The following is a 16,906-nucleotide window of genomic DNA, read 5'->3' on the forward strand; positions in this document are numbered from 1 at the left end:
CCTTCATGGTGCAGTCTGGGCCGACTGCGGGCGGGGTGTCCACGGTGACACACGGGCCACCGAGGTTTCGGGTTCGTCGGATCACGAGTGGTCACCGTCCTGGGGGCCGTGAGCCGCGCGACGACCGCGCGACGTACCGGTCTGGAAGCTGGACAAGCGGGAACGCAGCTGATCGGCGTCTCGCTGGACGGGGCGCTCCTCCATCGGTGCCGGTGCGGCGGGAACCGCGCTCGGCACACGCTTGGCGAGTCGCTCCGAATTGCTTGCCCCGACGGCACTGGGCCGGTACGCGGACAGCTGGCTGAGCTCTGAGAGAGCCTGCTCCTGGATGTCCGAGCGGAGGGCGAGCATCGCCGCGACCTCGTCGTCGAGCGTGCCCACACGGGGGGCAGCCGACGGCGGGACGGACGGGTGCGGAACCGTCGAGGCGGGTGCGGCCTGGCGGCCTGCCCACTCCGGCGGCGACCATGAAGGCGCAGGACGCGCCTCCTGGACGACGGGCGTCGCGGCCGACTGAGGCGCCGGGGGCGCCGACCACGCGGGGGCTTCCCAGCCGTTGACGGCGGGAGCCTGCTGTGCGGAGGCCGCAGCGGACGGGCCGTCCGGTCCCCAGGCCGACGAGCGGACCGGGGTACGGGCGACGGCGGGCGCGGGCGTCTGCTCGACACCCTCGTCCTCGTCCTTCTTGCGGCTGAAGAAGCTGCCCCAGCGACGCTTCGGCTTGTCGTCCGCGGGGGCGACCAGGTCGCCGAACGCGGGCGCTGCCGCTGCCGGTGCCGCCGGGGCGGACGTCGGCTGCCAGGCCGGCGCAGGCGCCTGCTGGTACGGGGTGGGCTGCACGGGAGCCTGCTGCACGCGAGCCGGCAGCACCGGCGCGGGCGCGACGGGCGCAGGTGCGACCGGGGCCTGCTCGATGGGCGCGAACATCTCGGTCGGCTGGTCCGCGGCGGCCGACCGGGCCCACGCGGGGGTCGAGGGACGCCACTGCTCCTGGGCCGGTGCCTGCGGGGCCGGGGCCGCGACGGGTGCGGCCTCGGCGACGGGCGCCACGGGCGCGGCCGGCTGGTCCTGCCACGACGGTGCGTGCCAGGTGTCCTCGGCCGGCTCGAGCGCGGGTGACTCGACCACGGGCGGCGTCACGGCGGCGACCGGCGCCCACGGGGCGTCGACCTCCTCCTCGGCCTCGACCGGCGCCGGCTGCTCGTCGACGGACGACGCCTGGTCCGACCACGCGGGCTCGAGCGTGCGGGTGGGCTCGGGGACCACCGGGATGGCCCCGGTGTGCCAGGCCCGCGCCTCGTCGAGCGACCGCTCGAAGGGCACGTACGGCGCCGTGTACTGCAGCGCCGGGCGGTCGCTGCTGCCGGCCCAGCCGGAGTAGCCGCTGTAGGACGTGAACGACGGCTCGGGCTCGGCGACGGGCTGCTGCTCGGGGGCGGCCTGCTGCTCGGGGGCGGCGTCCCAGCTCGGGACCTCGTCCTGCGACCAGCTCGTCTGCTCGTCACCTGCGGCGGGCGTCGTGTCCTCGGCGTGGGCCTCGACCGGTGCGGCCGGTGCCCACTGGGGCTCCGCCTGCTGCGGCTGGTCCCACGCGGCGGCGGGAGCCTGCGGCTCGTCCCACGCGGGGGCGGCGACCTGCGGCTGGTCCCACGCGGCGGCGGGAGCCTGCTGCTCGTCCCACGCGGGGGCGGCAACCTGCGGCTCGTCCCACGCGGGGGCGGCAACCTGCGGCTCGTCCCACGCTGCGGCGGGAGCCTGCTGCTGGTCCCACGCGGGGGCCGGAGCCTGCGGCTCGTCCCACACGGGGGCGGCGACCTGCGGCTCGTCCCACGCGGGGGCGGCGACCTGCGGCTCGTCCCACGCGGGGGCGGCGACCTGCGGCTCGTCCCACGCGGCGGCAGGAGCCTGCGGCTCGTCCCACGCGGGGGCGGCAACCTGCGGCTCGTCCCAGGAGGGTGCGGGGGCGGTCGGCGCCTGCGCTGCGGGTGCGTCCGAGGTCCACGGCTCGGGGTCGGCCTGGGCGGGTGCCCACGGCTCCTCGGCCAGGGTGGGCGCCCACGGCTTGTCGTCGACCGGTGCGACCCACGACGCGGCCGGGTGCTCCTGCGGCTCGTCGGCGGGCTGCGGGGCAGCGCCGCCACGGGTCGGGAGCGCGGGAGCCTGCTCGCGCCACGAGGGCACGGGCCAGCCGTTCTCCTCCGCGGGGGCGGACGCGGCCGGCTCCTCGGGGGCGAGGGACGGCACGACGAACCCGGGGGACGCGTCCTCGGCGGCGGCGGCCGCTGCGAGCTCGCGGCCACGGAAGCCGGAGAACAGGCCGGCACGGGCCGCCGGGTCGGCGGGCGCCGCCGTCGTGCGCGTCTCGTCCTGCTGCGGCTGGGTCGCCCAGGCGGACGTCGCGGCACGGGCACGGGTCGGCAGACCTGCCGTGAGCGGGGCGGCGGCGATCGCGGGCGACCACTCGCCGGTGTCGCCGGACAGCTCGGGCGACAGTCGCGTGTCGACGGCCTCGGGCAGGACGATGTTGTCCTCGTCGAACGTCTTGCGCGACCGCGTCGGCAGGCCGGTCGAGGAGCTCAGCATCGGGACCGGGATCGCGTCGTCCTCGTCGACGCCTGCCGGCTGCGTCACGGGAGAGGCACCGGTGTCGTCACCGCGGCGACGACGCGGCAGGCCGAGCGACGTCTCGCCGTCGGTCAGCTCGGCCAGGTCGACCTCGCGGACCTCGGGGACCTCGATCTGCGGGATCGTCGACTCGACGGGGGCCTGCGGCAGGGCGTACTGGTTGATCTCGTTGGCCGAGAACAGCGTGCTGGGGAACTGCACGAAGACCTCGGTGCCGGTGCCGCCGACGCGCTTGCGGAGCGTCACCTCAGCGCCGAGGCGCTGCGCGAGGCGGCCGACCACGAAGAGGCCCAGTCGCTGGGCGCCGAGGGCGTCACCCGCGGAGACCGAGATGATCTTGCGGTTCGCGGACTCGATCTCGGCCTCGGTCATGCCCAGGCCCTGGTCGGTGACCCGGACGACCACCGACGCACCGCTCACGCCCGTGCTGACGACGACGGGCGTCTCCGGCTCGGAGAAGACCGTGGCGTTCTCGAGGATCTCCGCCAGCAGGTGCGCGGCGGACAGGGCGTTGAAGCCCAGCATGTGCGGGTCGACCTGCAGGTCGAGCTGGACGCGGTCGTACTGCTCGATCTCGGACGAGGCCGTGCGGATGACGTCCGAGAGCGGCATGGCGTCGCGCAGACGACGACCCGAGTCGATGCCCGCGAGCACGAGGAGGGACTCCGCGTTGCGGCGCATACGGGTGGCGAGGTGGTCCAGGCGGAACAGGTTGGCCAGCGTGCCCGGGTCCTCCTCCGCCCGCTCGAGCGAGTCGATGAAGGACAGCTGCCGGTTGAGCAGGACCTGGTCGCGTCGGGCGACGTTGACGAACATCTCCGCGATCGAGCCACGCAGCGCGGCCTGCTCCTGGGCGACCTGGACGGTCGTCGCGTTGACCGCGTTGAACGCCTGGGCCAGCCGGCCGATCTCGTCGTTGGAGCGGACGGGGATCGGGGCCAGCGTGATCTCGGGGCCCTCGCCGGGGGTCGAGACCTGCTCGACCAGGCGGGGCAGCTGCTCGCGGACGTCGGCGGCGGCACTGGTGAGGCGACGCAGCGGGACGACGATGGAGCGGGAGACCGCGACGGCGAAGAAGAAGGACACGACGAGCGCGAGGAGCGCGAGGGCGACGGTGACGAGGGCGGTGTCGCGGGCGTCGGACACGCCGGCCTCGGCGACCTCGTCGGCGCCGCCCAGGACGCCGGTGTTGACCTCGCTGATCATCGTCATCTGGTTCGTCGTCTGCTGCGACCACGCGGCGGTGTCGATCGTCGCGATCGCGGCCACGGAGCCCTGCGTGAACAGGGCACGCATCGACAGCAGGGTCGCGGTCGGGTCACCCGTGCTGACGGCGACACCCTCGACCCCGAGGTCCGCGACGGCGATGCGGGCGCGCTCACGCGCCAGCTCGGTCGCGGTCGTCTGGGACTGGAAGGCGCGCGCAGCGGCGGGGCTGTCGACGAGCGCCATCTTCAGCTCGATGCCGGTGATGTACTCGTTGACGAGGGAGTCGACGAGCAGCGCGATCTCGCGGTTCGCGGAGATGTAGTCGGCCAGCTCCCGGTCGCGCAGCGAGTTGGCCACGCCCTCGACCACGATGATCTGGCCGTCGATGATGTCCTGGAAGCCGTTCTTGATGATCACGCGCTGGGCGCTGTCGTCCACGCGGCCACGCAGCTGGGGCAGTGCCGTGGCGTACGCGTCCTGCTGCTCCTGGAAGTCGCGGACCAGCGACTCCGGGAAGACACTGAGGTCGAGCCCCGCCGTGACCTTGCGCGCGTCGTCGAGCGCACCGTCCGTCACCTCACGAGCTGCCGCGACCTGTTCCGCGGGTGCGTACGTGAGGGACAGGATCCGCTCCTGCTGGAACGCGGCCGTCAGCGGGCTCAGCGCATCGAGCGTGCGTACCACGGTCTGTGTCGCTCGCGCGTACCGAAGGTCCTGGATCGCGCCGTACGAGATGTACGTACCGGCCACGAGCAGGACGATCATGGGCACGGCGAGGACCGCCAAGACCTTGGCACGGATGCCGAGCCGTCGCAGCATGTCGATCCTTTCCCTTCGCCCGACGTCGGACGCTCGCGCGGTATACCGCTCGCGTCCGTCACGCAGCCACCGCAGGTGACTGCCGTCTGCGCTTCATCGGTACCTGGACACCGGACCATTAGCCCGCCGACCGAGTTTGCCACGGACCTCACCCGTCCCGATACGCCATCTACGTGGCAAAACGGGCGTCATTGCCCTTGGCGCCCCGGCGCGCCTGCGTGCGCTCCCCCTGCGCAGCGCCCTACGGTTCGCTGGGTGCGCGCCGTCCTCGTCACCTCGCCCGGCGGTCCCCAGGTGCTGCGCGTCGAGGACGTCCCCGACCCCGTCCCGGGCCCGGGCGAGCTGCTCGTGGACGTCGCCGCCGCGGGCGTCAACCGCGCTGACCTGCTGCAACGCCAAGGACACTACCCTGCTCCCCCCGGCGCTCCAGCCTGGCCCGGCCTCGAGGTCGCCGGTGTCGTGAGCGGGGTCGGCCCGCCGGCGACGGACGGCGCGCGGCCCGTCGGCGGCGCCGCGGCGTCACCCCCGCCCCGCGTGGGAGACCGCGTCGCCGTCCTCCTCGCGGGTGGAGGTTACGCCGAACGGGTGACGGTGGACGCGGCCCTCACGCTGCCCGTGGCCCCGGGCGAGGCCTGGGAGGACGCCGCTGGGCTCCCCGAGGCGTTCGCGACCGTCTGGTCCAACCTGCGCGCGGCCGGCCTCGCGCCCGGCGAGACGCTCCTCGTCCACGGGGGGTCCGGCGGGGTCGGGTCGGTCGCGGTCCAGCTGGCGCACGCGCTGGGTCACCGGGTGCTCGCCACCGCCGGCGGTGCCGCACGCTGCGCCCGCGTCCGGGACCTCGGTGCCGACGTCGTCGTCGACCACCGCGCCCAGGACGTCGGCGAGGCGGTGCGCGACGCGACGGACGGCCGCGGCGTCGACGTCGTGCTCGACGTGCTGGGCGGCGGCGCGCTGGCCGCGAACGTGCGCCTGCTCGCCGAGGGCGGTCGGCTCGTCGTCATCGGGCTGCAGCAGGGGCGGCGCGGCGAGCTCGACCTGCCGGCGCTGATGGCGCGGCGCGGGTCCGTGATCGCGACGACCCTGCGCGACCGCCCCGCGGCGCAGAAGGCCCGGATCATGGCCGACGTCCTCGAGCACGTGTGGCCGCTGGTCCTCGACGGCCGCGTGCGCCCCGTCGTGCACGCGCGTCTGCCGCTCGCCGACGCGTCCCGCGCGCACGAGCTCATGGAGTCCGGCGAGGTGTTCGGCAAGCTGCTGCTCGTCCCCTGAGGGCGGGCGCCTCAGCCGAGCAGGCCCGCCGCGAGCGCGGGAGCGAGCGCCGGTGCGAGCGGCAGCCGCGGGATCAGGGTCGCCTGGACCGCGTGGTACAGGTCAGCCTTGCCGACCCAGACCGTGCGCGACACCTGGTTGTCGGTCCCCAGCTCGTGCCACCACGAGCCGCCGACGCGGTCGAGCACGTGCTCCCCGATGTAGTCCCACCAGACCGTGTAGAGGTCGTCGTAGCGGGCCTCGCCGGTCGCGGCGTGCAGCGCGGCGGCCGCGGCGACCCCCTCGGCCGCGACCCAGTGCATGCGCTCGCGCACCACCGGCAGGCCCTCCCAGTCGACCGTGTAGACGAACCCCGGGGCGCCGTCGACGGCCCAGCCCTCGCGCACGGCGGCGTCGAACAGAGCGACGGCGTCGTCGAGCAGCCACGCGGGTGCGACGTCGCCGCGGGCCGCGAGCGCGGCGCGCGCGTGCAGCGTCAGGCGCGACCACTCCAGCCAGTGCCCCACGGTCGCGCCGTAGGGGCGGAACGGGTGCGCCGGGGAGTCCGCGTTGTACGCGAGGTCGGGTGTCCACGTCGCGTCGAAGTGCTCGGGGATGCGCCAGGCGTTGCCGCGCGCGAAGCCGTGGACCACCCGCTCGACCATGCGCACGGCCCGCTCGAGCCAGACGCGGTCGCCGGTCACGTCGGCGGCCGCGAGGTACGCCTCGACCGTGTGCATGGCGGCGTTGACGCCCCGGTACGCGTCGAGGTGCGTGAAGGTGCGGTCCCACTCCTCGACGGTCATGCCCGCGGCGTCGTCCCAGAACCAGCGCTCCTGCGCCGCGAGGGCCTCGTCGAGCAGGGCGCGGGCGCCGGGACGGCCCGCGGCGGTCGCGCTCGACGCGGCCAGCACGACGAACGCGTGCGGGTACGCGGCCTTGGTGGTGTCGCGCGGCGTGCCGTCGGCGTCGACCTCGGCGAACCAGCCACCGTGCTCGTCGTCGTGGAACAGCCCGGTCAGCGCCGCGAGCCCGTGGTCGACGAGGGCCGCGGCGCCGGGCCGCCCTGCGAGGTGCGCGAGGGCGTACACGTGCGTCATGCGGCACGTGATCCACAGCTCGACGGGGCCCGGCAGCGGGCGTCCGACGTCGTCCAGGCGGGCGAACCCGCCGCGCGCGCGCCGCGCCGCACGGCCGAACTCCCACAGCCGGTCCGTCTCCGCCTCGAGCCAGCGGTCGTGCGTCGGGGTGCTGAGCCACGCCATGCGACCACCCTAGCCAGCCGCCGCCGAGGGGCTGCGACCCGCGCGCGTCTCGACCATGATGGGCGGGTGGACCACGACGAGCAGACGACGGACCCGACGCCGGTGGGCGCGCCCGACGGACCCGACGCCCCCACCCCGCCCCGCGTCGTCGTGGTGCCCCCGCCGGGTGCACCGGGCGGCGGGCGAGCCGGCGCCGGCCCGCAGGACGCTGCCCGCGACGAGGACCTGGCGAGCATGGTCGGGCAGCCCGCCAAGGTCATGCGGATCGGGACGATGATCAAGCAGCTGCTTGACGAGGTGCGCTCGGCGCCCCTCGACGACGCGGCCCGCGCGCGCCTCGCCGAGATCCACGAGCGGTCGCTGCACGAGCTCGAGGAGGGCCTGTCGCCCGAGCTGCTCGCGGAGCTGCACCGCATCACGCTGCCGTTCACCGAGGAGCAGGCGCCGTCGGACGCCGAGCTGCGGATCGCGCAGGCGCAGCTCGTCGGCTGGCTCGAGGGCCTGTTCCACGGCATCCAGACCGCGCTCGTCGCCCAGCAGATGGCCGCGCAGGCGCAGCTCACGCAGATGCGGCGCGCGCTGCCCCCGGGTCACGCGCCGGGCCCGGGCGGTCTGGTGGTGCCGGTGGCGGGCGCCGACGCCCCGGACGACCTGCGCCCGTCGACGGGTCAGTACCTGTAGGACGTGTCCGCAGGTCGCCGTGGACAGGTCGGGTCCTGAGGGTGGCGAGGCTCAGCGGACGTCTCCGACGTCGGGGCGCGTGACGACCGGCGGGGTGGCGTGCGCCTCGTCGTCGCGCCCCGGGACCGCCTCCGCGGGGGTGGCGGCGAGCCTGGTGTCACGGGCCTCCCTGCGCTTCCTGAGCAGCAGGAGCAGCAGGAGCAGCGGCAGGGCCCAGAGCGTCCACCAGACGGCTGGGGTGAGCGCCCCGGCCGCAGCGGGGTCCCGGTCCAGCAGACCGTCGGCGACGCCCGGGGACCCCGCGTCGTCGGCGCCGGGCGCCCCGGGCTCCCCGGGCGACATCGGTACGGTCACGGTCGCGTCGTCCTGCGCAGGCGGCGCGGTCGGCGGGCGCCCGGCCGCAGGGGGGCCCGACAGGTCGTCCGTCGACGCGCTCGGGGCGTCCGAGGAGGTCGGGAGGTCGCCGCGCCCGGAGGTGCCGGGGTCGTCCAAGGATGCCTCGGGGGCGTCCGTCCCGGCCACGAGCGCGAACACGACATCGCCCGCGGCGTCGAGCGCCTGCGCGCGGTCGTCGTCGTGCACCGTCACGGCGATCCGCACCGTGGCCGAGCCGGCGCCCGTGGTCATCGGCTGCAGAGGCGCCTGACGGGCAGGGGCATCGTGGGTGCCTGCCAGCCCCGCGAGCGTGCCCGACCACTGCGGCCCCGCTGCGACGAACTTGCCGCAGTCGTCGTAGCCGCCACCGCTCCCGGTCTGGACGGTCACGTCGAGGTAGGGCGCGAGGTCGCCGACGACGCGGGCCGACACACCGAGCACGGTTCCTCCGGCGGCGGACCAGCTCAACCGCAGGCACTGCTCGAGCGGTGCGCCCGGCTCGAGGAGATCGGCGGTGAACAGCGGGCCGGTCGCGTCCGAGAACAGCGCCGGGAGGGAGGTCGCCGCGGTGGCGGGCCCCGCGGCCGGCAGGGACAGTGCGGCAGCCAGGACGACGAGGGCGCGCGTCGTCCACGCTCGCATGCCGTGCTCCTCTCGTCCCGTGCAGGTGACCGATCAGGTCTGGGCCAACGTGCCGTATCGGCCGGAACGACACCGTTCATGACCTCAGGAGAGAGACCAGTTCGTGCAAGGGCACTTTCTTCACCCGATCGGCCGCTCAGTACCCCGCCCGTTGTGTCGATCCACTAGTTACAGATAAGTAAGGCATCGAGAGGACACCCCATGCACAGCACTGACTCCCGTGACCCGTCCCAGACGCGTCGCCGCGGCTCCCGCCTCGCCCTGGCCCTCGCCGTCGGCGTCGGCGTCGTCGGCAGCGGCGCCGTCGTGTACCAGGCGTCGTTCGCCGCGTTCACCGCGACGACGGCGAACGAGGGCAACAGCTGGGAGACCGGCTCGCTCGACCTGACGGACAACGACGGCGGCACCGCCCTGTTCCGGACGGCCGACCACGGGCTCCTCGACGGTGGCGAGAGCGGCGAGAAGTGCATCACCGTGACGGCGTCGGGGAACATCGCGTCGACCGTCACGATGTCCGCGGCGGCGTCGGGCGCGCTCGCCGCCGACATCGACCTGACGGTCGAGAGCGGCACCGCGACGCCGACCGGTGCGGGCGACTGCACGGGCTTCGACGGGACGTCCCTCTACAGCGGCACGCTGGACGGCTTCGGCGCGGCCCTGACGACCACGCCGGAGACGTGGACCTCCGCGGCGGACTCCAACACGGCGCGGACCTACCGCATCGTCTGGAGCCTGCCTGAGGGTAACGACGAGGTCGCCGAGGGCGCCTCGGCCACCGCGGCGTTCACCTGGAACGCCACCTCCTGACGTCGGGCCGTCCCGGACCCGCGGTCCGGGACGGCAACCGCGTCGCCCCCCACCCCCGAGCATCCGAGGTCGATGTGCCCGTCAGTCCCCCCAGCACGTCCCGGCACCGCGCCGCGACCAGCCGCCGGTCGGCCCGGCCGGCGCGTCGGCGTCTCGACGCCCTCTGGACGATCGCGATCGGCGTGCCGCTCGGGCTGCTGGCCTGCGGTGGGCTCGTCTGGCAGGCGTCCTACGCGGCCTTCACCGCGACGACGACCAACGAACCCAACGCCTGGACCACGGGCTCGGTCGCGCTGGTCGACGACGACCTCGGTGCTGCGCTGTTCACCGTCAGCGGCCTCACGCCGAGCGCCACCGTCCAGGGGACGAAGTGCATCAAGGTGACCAGCTCGGGCACCGTCGCGTCCAACATCAAGATGTACGCGACCGTCACGGGCGACACCACGCTCGCGCAGAACCTCGACATCACCGTCGAGCACAGCGCCGTCAACGGCGGCGGGACGTTCAACAGCTGCACCGGCTTCACCGGGACGAGCCTGTTCACCGGCACCCTGGCGGCCTTCGGCACGACGCACAGCTCGTGGGCGAACGGCGCCGGCTCCTGGAGCACGGCGGTCACCGCGAGCCGCACGTACCGCGTGACGTACAAGCTGAACATCAACGCGCCCAACACGGTCCAGACCAAGACGGCCGGGGTGACGTTCTTCTGGGAGGCGCAGTCCACGTGATCCGAGCCCTCCGCGCCCTCGTCGGAGCGGTGTCCGTCGCCGCGCTCGTCGTCGTGCTGGGGCTCGGCACGTGGGCCCTGCTCCCGGCGGCGCTGGGCTGGCGTCCCACCGTCGTGATGACCGGCTCGATGGCGCCGCGGATCGTCCCCGGTGACATCGTCGTCGCCGCACCGTTCCAGCCGGCCGACCTCGTGCCGGGCCGCGTCGTGATGTTCGCGGACGCGGCCGAGCCCGACCGGCTCGTCGTGCACCGCGTCACGGAGCTGACGGACGACGGTGCGCTGGTCACCAAGGGTGACGCCAACCCGACGGCCGACCTCCGGCCCGTCCTGCTCGACGAGGTCGCGGGTCTCCCCCGGCTGCTCGTGCCCGGCATCGGCCTGCCGGCCGTGTGGCTCGCGGCCGGGCAGTGGGCGCCGCTGGCCGGCGTCGCGGCCGTCCTCGCGCTCATGACCCACGGCGCGCTCTCGACGATCATGGCGGCGCGCGACGCCCCGCAGGGTCGGCGGCACGCCGCCGGAGAGGCCCGGACGTGAGGTCGCAGCGCACGCTCCGAGCCGTCCCGCCTGCGGCGTCCCTCGCCACCCGACGGCCCGCGACCCTGCTCTGGGTGGTCTCCGTCGCCGTCGCGCTGGGTCTCGTCGCGCTCGCGGTCGTCGTTCCCGGGCGGGGCGAGGCGCGCTGGTCCGCATCCACGACCGGCACGGCCTCGCTGACCGCCGGGGAGTTCGACACGGCGAACTCCTACCCGCAGCACATGTTCAACTCGGGCCTCCTGGGCTACTGGCGGCTCGACGAGACGTCGGGCACGCAGGCGACGGACAGCAGCCCGGACCCGAAGCACCACGGCGCGTACGTCAACGGTCCGGCGCTCGGCCAGCCCGGCGCCCTCGTGAACCAGACACGGCGCTCCGTGGGCTTCACGGGCTCGCAGTACGTCAGCATCCCCGACGACGGTACGACGTTCGACTTCACCGCGAGGGCGCAGTACAGCGTCGAGTTCTGGGTACGCCCCGCCCGGCGCTACTCCGGGTCGGACCAGTGGGAGCGGCTGGTCGCCAAGCAGGTCCAGGACGCCAACGGCATCAGGGGCTGGGGCGTGAACCTGTACCGGGGGCCGAACGACACGAACATGTCCATCCAGTTCGAGCGCGTGCAGGGCAATCCCCTGATCACGTCGCGGGCGATCGCTGCGGACACGTGGTACCACGTGGCGGCGGTGCACGACGGCACGAACATGGTCGTCTACGTCAACGGCACCGAGGCCGGGCGGGTGGCGTCCACCGACTCGCAGCAGGACAACACGGCACCTCTCACGATCGGCGCGCGCGGGAACGGCGGGGACGCCTTCGTCGGCCGGATCGACGAGGTCGCCGTGTTCGGCTACGCGCTGAACGCGGGGCAGGTCTCCGGCCACGCCAACGCGACCGGCTGAGCTGCGTCGCTCGCCTGCTGCACGTGGCCGCGATGGCACCCTCGGATGCGAACGAACCGGCGGCTCGGGGTGAGCAGCGTTCGGGACGCCTGAGGTCCGAACGCTTCACGTCATCCGGGGTCGGAGCGGGCCGTCAGGGCGATCGCGCCCGAGACGAGGGCGAGGCCGACCAGCTCCAGGCCGTGCGGCCACTGCTGCAGCAGCACCGCACCCACGACCGTCGCGGTGGCCGGCAGCAGCGCCAGCAGGATCGCGAACGTCGCGGCGCTGACGCGGTGCAGCACGACCTGCTCCAGGGCGTAGGGCACGACCGACGAGCACACGGCGATCGCGACGACGATCCCCGCGAGGCGCGCGTCGTGCAGCACGGGCCCGGAGCCGCCGGCGAGGAACGGGGCGAGGACCAGCGCACCCGCGGCCATCGCGACCGCCAGCCCGCTCACCCCCGGGGCGCCGGCGCGCGCGACCCGGCGGCCCAGCACGATGTACGCGGCCCAGCACGCGGCAGCGACGCCGATGGCGACCAGACCCGTCGTCGCGCCCGGACCGGTGTCGAGGCTGACGCCCGCCAGCAGGACGACGCCCACCGCGGCGACCGCGATGGCGGCGCGGTCCCGCACGCCGGACCCCGTCACCGCGGCCACGGCCACCGGCCCGAGGAACTCCAGCGCGACCGCCGTCCCCAGCGGCAGGTGCTCGATCGCGATGTAGAACGCGACGTTCATCGTCGCGAGCACCACGCCGAACAGCGCCGTGACGCCCAGGCGCCGCGGCTCCCACAGCTCACGGACGCGCCAGGGCCGCCGCCACGCGAGCAGCAGCACCGCCGACACCGCGATCCGCAGCCACGCGACGTTCCCTGCGGGCAGCACCGCGAACAGCCCCACCGCGAGCGCCGCCCCGGCGTACTGCGTCAGCCCGGAGACGACGAACAACGCGGGCGCGGGCACCCCGCCAGGCTACGACGGGGCTGGATCGCACTCTCGCGCCCAAGGTGGGGGCGGGCTGGATTGCTCTCTCGCGAGAGAGCAATCCAGCTGAGCCCACCTCCCACACGCGAGAGGGCGATCCAGCACGGGGCTGGATCGCCCTCTCACGCATAAGGAGTGCGGCGGGGTGGGTCAGCCCTTGACGGAGCCCGCCAGGAGGCCGCGGACGAAGTACCGCTGCAGCGCGAGGAACACGACGAGCGGCACGATCATCGCGATGAACGCGCCCGCCGACAGCAGGTGCCACTGGGAGCCGCGGGTGCCCGCGAGCTCGGCGATGCGGACCGTCAGCGGGGCGACGTCCGTGGTCCCGCCGACGAACACCAGGGCGACGAGCAGGTCGTTCCAGACCCAGAGGAACTGGAAGATCCCGAACGACGCGATGGCGGGCGTCAGCAGCGGCAGCAGCACCCGGAAGAACACCGTCACGTGGCCGGCGCCGTCCACGCGCGCCGCCTCGACGAGCGAGGCCGGGATGTCCTTCATGAAGTTGTGCAGCAGGTAGATCGCCAGGGGCAGCGCGAAGATCGAGTGCGACAGCCACACGACCCAGAACGACCCGGCGAGCCCCCACGAGACGTACTGGGTGAGCAGGGGCAGCAGGGTCACCTGGATCGGCACGACCTGCAGCGCGAACACCGCGACGAACAGCAGGTCGCGACCCCGGAAGTCGATCCACGCGAACGCGTACGCCGCGAGCAGCGCCAGCGAGATGGGGATGAACACGGCCGGGAGCGTGATGACGACCGAGTTGACGAAGAACGTCGCGAAGCTCGTCGACGACCCGAACAGCACCTCGGTGTAGTTCTCCAGCGTCACCAGGGGGTTGGTGAAGAACGTCCACCAGCCGGTGGTGCGGATCTCCGACCGGGGACGGAACGACGTGACGAGCAGGCCGAACGTCGGCACGGTCCACAGGACCGCCAGCGCGATCGCGATGCCCGACGCCCACGGCGAGCTGAGCCGGCCCTTGGCCTTGATCGCGGCCTTCTCGGCGCGTGTCAGCCGCGGGGTGCGACGGGTGTCGACCTCAGCCGGGTCGGTGAGCGTCGTCGGCGGGATGGCGGTCATCGGATCTCCTCCGCGAGCTTCAGCTGCCGCACGTTGTACGCGATGATCGGGATCACCAGGACGAAGAGGATGACCGCGAGGGCCGCACCCAGCCCCTGGTTCCGCGCCGTGAACGTCTGCGTGTAGAACTCGTACGCCACGACGGACGTGTTGAAGTTGCCGCCCGTCATGGTCCGGACGATGTCGAAGACCTTGAGCGTCGCCATGGCGATCGTCGTCACCACGACCACCAGCGCCGGCCGGATCGACGGCACCGTGATGAACCGGAACATCGACAGGCCGTGCAGGCCGTCGAGCCGCGCGGCCTCGATGATGTCGTCCGGGATGGCCTTGACGGCCGCGGAGAGCACCGTCATCGCGAAGCCGGCCTGGATCCACACCATGACGACGATGAGGAACAGGTTGTTCCACGGCTGGCTCAGCAGGAACTGCTGGGGTTCCATGCCGAGCCACACGAGCAGCTGGTTGAGCAGGCCCGTCTGCTGGACGTTGCCCTGGTTCGGCTTGTACTCGTAGACGAACTTCCAGATGATCGACGCCCCCACCAGCGAGATCGCCATGGGCAGGAAGATCAGCGTCTTCGCCACGTACTCGAAGCGCGTCCGGTCGACCAGCACCGCGTACACGAGACCGAACAGCGTGGCCGCGAGCGGCACGAGGACCACCCACAGCGCCGTGTTGCGCAGGACGATCTGGAACTGGCCCTCGGTGAACGCGGTGACGTAGTTGTCGAAGGCGACGAACTCGCCGCCGCGCCCCTGGAAGGAGTTCCAAAAGGTGCGCAGGCCCGGGTACAGCAGGCCGAAGGTGAGGAACAGCAGGGTCGGGCCGAGGAAGCCCAGCACGACGGCCCACGTGGGGGCCCGCTTGAGCCGGTCGATCCCGAGCAGGATCGCCCCCATCACCACGACGAACAGCACGATGGCCAGGACCATCAGCATGAGCTTCTCGGGTGTCGTGTCCGGGCGCAGCAGCCACTCCACGGTGATCATCCCCTCGTCGTGACGCCCGGCGCCGGGTCGTCAGCGGGTACGGACGGCGTGGTGGGGGCCACCGGTGACCGGGGACCCCCACCACGTGGTGCTGCTACGTCACATGCCTGCCCAGGCGGACTCGATGTTTCCCAGGGTCGTCTGCGCGTCCTGACCAGGGCTGATCCACGCCGTCATCTCCCGCCAGAAGGCACCCGCGCCGATGGCGCCGGGCATCTGGTCGGAGCCGTCGAAGCGGAACGTGTACGCCTCGTCGGTCAGCAGGTCGAACGACAGCTGGTCGATGGGCGACTGCAGCAGGCTCTCGTCCAGTCCGCTGTTGGCGCTGATCCAGCCCTGACCGGTGACCTCGGCCTTGGCGTTGGCCCACTGCGGGCTCGACAGGTACGCGTGGAAGGCCTGCACCTCCTCGCGGTCCGAGAAGGCCGTGACGAACTCGCCGCCGCCGAGCAGCGGCTTGTCGTCCTCGGTGACGCCCGGCAGGTAGAAGGCGTACACGTCGCCGTCCTCGGCGACCGTCAGCGACTCGTCCCAGTTGGCCTGGTAGAAGTTCGCGGCCCGGTGCAGGAAGCACGTGCCGTCGGGGATGCCGTTGCCGGACTCGTTCCACGGTGCCGTCGCGATGGACGCCACGTTGCCGAGCCCGCCATTGACGTACTCCTCGCTCTGCAGGATGTCGCCGACGGCCACGAGCGCCTCGACGATCGCCGGGTCGTCGAACGGGATCTCGTGGCTCACCCACTGGTCGTAGACGTCGGGACCGGCGGTGCGCAGGACGACGTCCTCGAGCCAGTCGGTGGCCGGCCAGCCGGTCGCGTCACCGGACTCGATGCCCGCGCACCACGGCTTGACGTCGGGGTGGTCGGCGACGATCTGGTCGGTGAGGTCGAGCAGGCCCTGCCACGTCGTCGGGATCTCGTAGCCGTTCTCCTCGAACGCGGCCGGCGAGTACCAGACGAACGACTTCACGTTCGCGCCCAGCGGGGTGGCGTACAGCGTGCCGTCGGCGGTGCCGTACTCGACCCAGCTCTCGCTGTAGTACTCCTCGGCGTTCGCGACGACCGCCTCGCCCGCGGGCACGACGGCGTCAGGGAAGTCCTCGACGAGCGACTTCAGGAAGCCCGGCTGGGGCACGAAAGCGATGTCGGGTGGGTTGCCTGCCTCCAGGCGCACCGGCAACTGCGCCTCGAACTCACGCGATCCCTCATACTCGACCTCTGCGCCGGTGCACTCCTCGAACGGCTCGTAGGACACCTGCTGCTCCTCGGCCTCGCGGTCGACGATCGACGTATACACCGAGACGCTCTTGCCGGCCAAGTCGCCGTACTGCTCGTAGTCGGCGCAGTCGAACGTCGCCGCGGCCTCGTTCCCGGTGTCGTCGCCACCGTCGGCACACGCCGTGAGCACCAGGCCCAGCCCGGCCACGGAAGCGGCGAGCGCCAGCCCGCGCCTCTTCTGGATTCGCATCATCGGACCTCCACGTCGTCGTGGTGCAAATGAGTACGCCCCGGTCCGGGACGCCTGCTGTCGATGCAAGTCCGTTTGCCCTACGGCTGCAACACGGAAACACCCAGGAACCGGTCACGATCCGGTCACATCACCGCGGACCGCGCGCGTCCGGGAGGTCGGGAGGGGCAATCACGCACCCCAGCGCCGCGGCGCGAGCCGGCGGCGTGCGGGGCCTCCCACGCCACGTCCACGCCACACGCCGCATCATCTCGACGTCGAACCTTCCTGTAGCCGACCGCGAGGGTCCCTTAAGCTCGACGCCCAGGTCACGCCGGACCTCCTCCAGCGCGCTCTCCTCGGAGACCCCCGGGGTCAGGTCCGGCCATGCGCTCCAGCCCACCGCGACGTCACGTCATGCAGGCCGACACACTCGGAGGTGCTCGGCGGCGCCTGGTGGTGACGACTGGTTGCGGCGCCGACGCGAGCTCTTTGAGCGAGGCGAAGGTCATCTCGTCGGCGGCAAGGGCGCCGACACCCGGGTCTGGGACCGCGTACGGGATCTCCGTGGCGG

The 16,906-nt window shown here is 73.2% G+C and carries 13 protein-coding genes; 6 read left to right on the forward strand and 7 right to left on the reverse strand.

Annotation, left to right across the window (positions count from 1 at the left end; genetic code table 11):
• Nucleotides 1-81: 81 nt before the first annotated feature.
• Complete coding sequence (locus OKX07_RS18010) at nt 82-4,653, reverse strand: ATP-binding protein (RefSeq protein ID WP_265629366.1); 4,572 nt, start codon at nt 4,651-4,653, stop codon at nt 82-84.
• Nucleotides 4,654-4,908: 255 nt separating this feature from the next.
• Between OKX07_RS18010 and OKX07_RS18015 the strand changes: the two genes are divergently transcribed.
• Nucleotides 4,909-5,922 carry an NAD(P)H-quinone oxidoreductase gene (locus OKX07_RS18015; protein ID WP_265629368.1) on the forward strand — a complete coding sequence of 338 codons (1,014 nt, stop codon included), beginning with the start codon at nt 4,909-4,911 and terminating at the stop codon, nt 5,920-5,922.
• 11 nt (nt 5,923-5,933) lie between these two features.
• Here OKX07_RS18015 and OKX07_RS18020 read toward each other — a convergent pair whose 3' ends face one another.
• On the reverse strand, nt 5,934-7,166 hold the full coding sequence (locus OKX07_RS18020) for an AGE family epimerase/isomerase (RefSeq protein ID WP_265629370.1): 1,233 nt from the start codon (nt 7,164-7,166) through the stop codon (nt 5,934-5,936).
• 66 nt (nt 7,167-7,232) lie between these two features.
• On the opposite strand from OKX07_RS18020, the gene OKX07_RS18025 reads away from it, so the two are divergent.
• Nucleotides 7,233-7,847 (forward strand): bacterial proteasome activator family protein, encoded by a 615-nt coding sequence (locus OKX07_RS18025; RefSeq protein ID WP_416220797.1) that lies wholly within the window; start codon nt 7,233-7,235, stop codon nt 7,845-7,847.
• 51 nt (nt 7,848-7,898) lie between these two features.
• Here OKX07_RS18025 and OKX07_RS18030 read toward each other — a convergent pair whose 3' ends face one another.
• On the reverse strand, nt 7,899-8,864 hold the full coding sequence (locus tag OKX07_RS18030; RefSeq protein WP_265629372.1) for a hypothetical protein: 966 nt from the start codon (nt 8,862-8,864) through the stop codon (nt 7,899-7,901).
• Between the two features lie 201 nt (nt 8,865-9,065).
• Here OKX07_RS18030 and OKX07_RS18035 point away from each other — a divergent pair, with 201 nt between their 5' ends.
• The 4 genes from OKX07_RS18035 (at nt 9,066) to OKX07_RS18050 (ending at nt 11,834) form a co-directional block, all read left to right on the forward strand.
• Entirely contained in the window at nt 9,066-9,671 is a 606-nt protein-coding gene (locus tag OKX07_RS18035) for a hypothetical protein (RefSeq protein ID WP_265629373.1), read from the forward strand.
• Nucleotides 9,672-9,745: 74 nt separating this feature from the next.
• The gene (locus tag OKX07_RS18040; protein WP_265629375.1) at nt 9,746-10,399 is read left to right on the forward strand and encodes a hypothetical protein; all 654 of its coding nucleotides are present in this window, start codon (nt 9,746-9,748) and stop codon (nt 10,397-10,399) included.
• Nucleotides 10,396-10,935 carry a signal peptidase I gene (locus tag OKX07_RS18045; RefSeq protein WP_265629377.1) on the forward strand — a complete coding sequence of 180 codons (540 nt, stop codon included), beginning with the start codon at nt 10,396-10,398 and terminating at the stop codon, nt 10,933-10,935. The genes OKX07_RS18040 and OKX07_RS18045 overlap by 4 nt, the downstream gene beginning before the upstream one ends.
• A 74-nt stretch (nt 10,936-11,009) precedes the next feature.
• Nucleotides 11,010-11,834 (forward strand): LamG domain-containing protein, encoded by an 825-nt coding sequence (locus OKX07_RS18050; protein ID WP_265629378.1) that lies wholly within the window; start codon nt 11,010-11,012, stop codon nt 11,832-11,834.
• A 110-nt stretch (nt 11,835-11,944) separates the two neighbouring features.
• Here the strand turns inward: OKX07_RS18050 and OKX07_RS18055 are convergent, their stop codons facing one another.
• The 4 genes from OKX07_RS18055 to OKX07_RS18070 all read right to left on the reverse strand — a co-directional run bounded on the left by OKX07_RS18055 (nt 11,945) and on the right by OKX07_RS18070 (nt 16,356).
• Nucleotides 11,945-12,784, reverse strand: a complete 840-nt coding sequence (locus tag OKX07_RS18055; RefSeq protein WP_265629380.1) for an EamA family transporter — start codon at nt 12,782-12,784, stop codon at nt 11,945-11,947.
• Between the two features lie 171 nt (nt 12,785-12,955).
• Entirely contained in the window at nt 12,956-13,894 is a 939-nt protein-coding gene (locus OKX07_RS18060; protein ID WP_265629382.1) for a carbohydrate ABC transporter permease, read from the reverse strand.
• Nucleotides 13,891-14,886, reverse strand: coding sequence for a carbohydrate ABC transporter permease (locus OKX07_RS18065; protein ID WP_265629383.1), 996 nt, complete (start codon nt 14,884-14,886; stop codon nt 13,891-13,893). The genes OKX07_RS18060 and OKX07_RS18065 overlap by 4 nt, the downstream gene beginning before the upstream one ends.
• Nucleotides 14,887-14,985: 99 nt before the next feature.
• Entirely contained in the window at nt 14,986-16,356 is a 1,371-nt protein-coding gene (locus tag OKX07_RS18070; RefSeq protein WP_265629384.1) for an ABC transporter substrate-binding protein, read from the reverse strand.
• Between the last annotated feature and the right edge of the window lie 550 nt (nt 16,357-16,906).

This window comes from Cellulomonas sp. S1-8, assembly GCF_026184235.1.
In the GTDB taxonomy this organism is placed as follows: Bacteria; Actinomycetota; Actinomycetes; order Actinomycetales; family Cellulomonadaceae; genus Cellulomonas.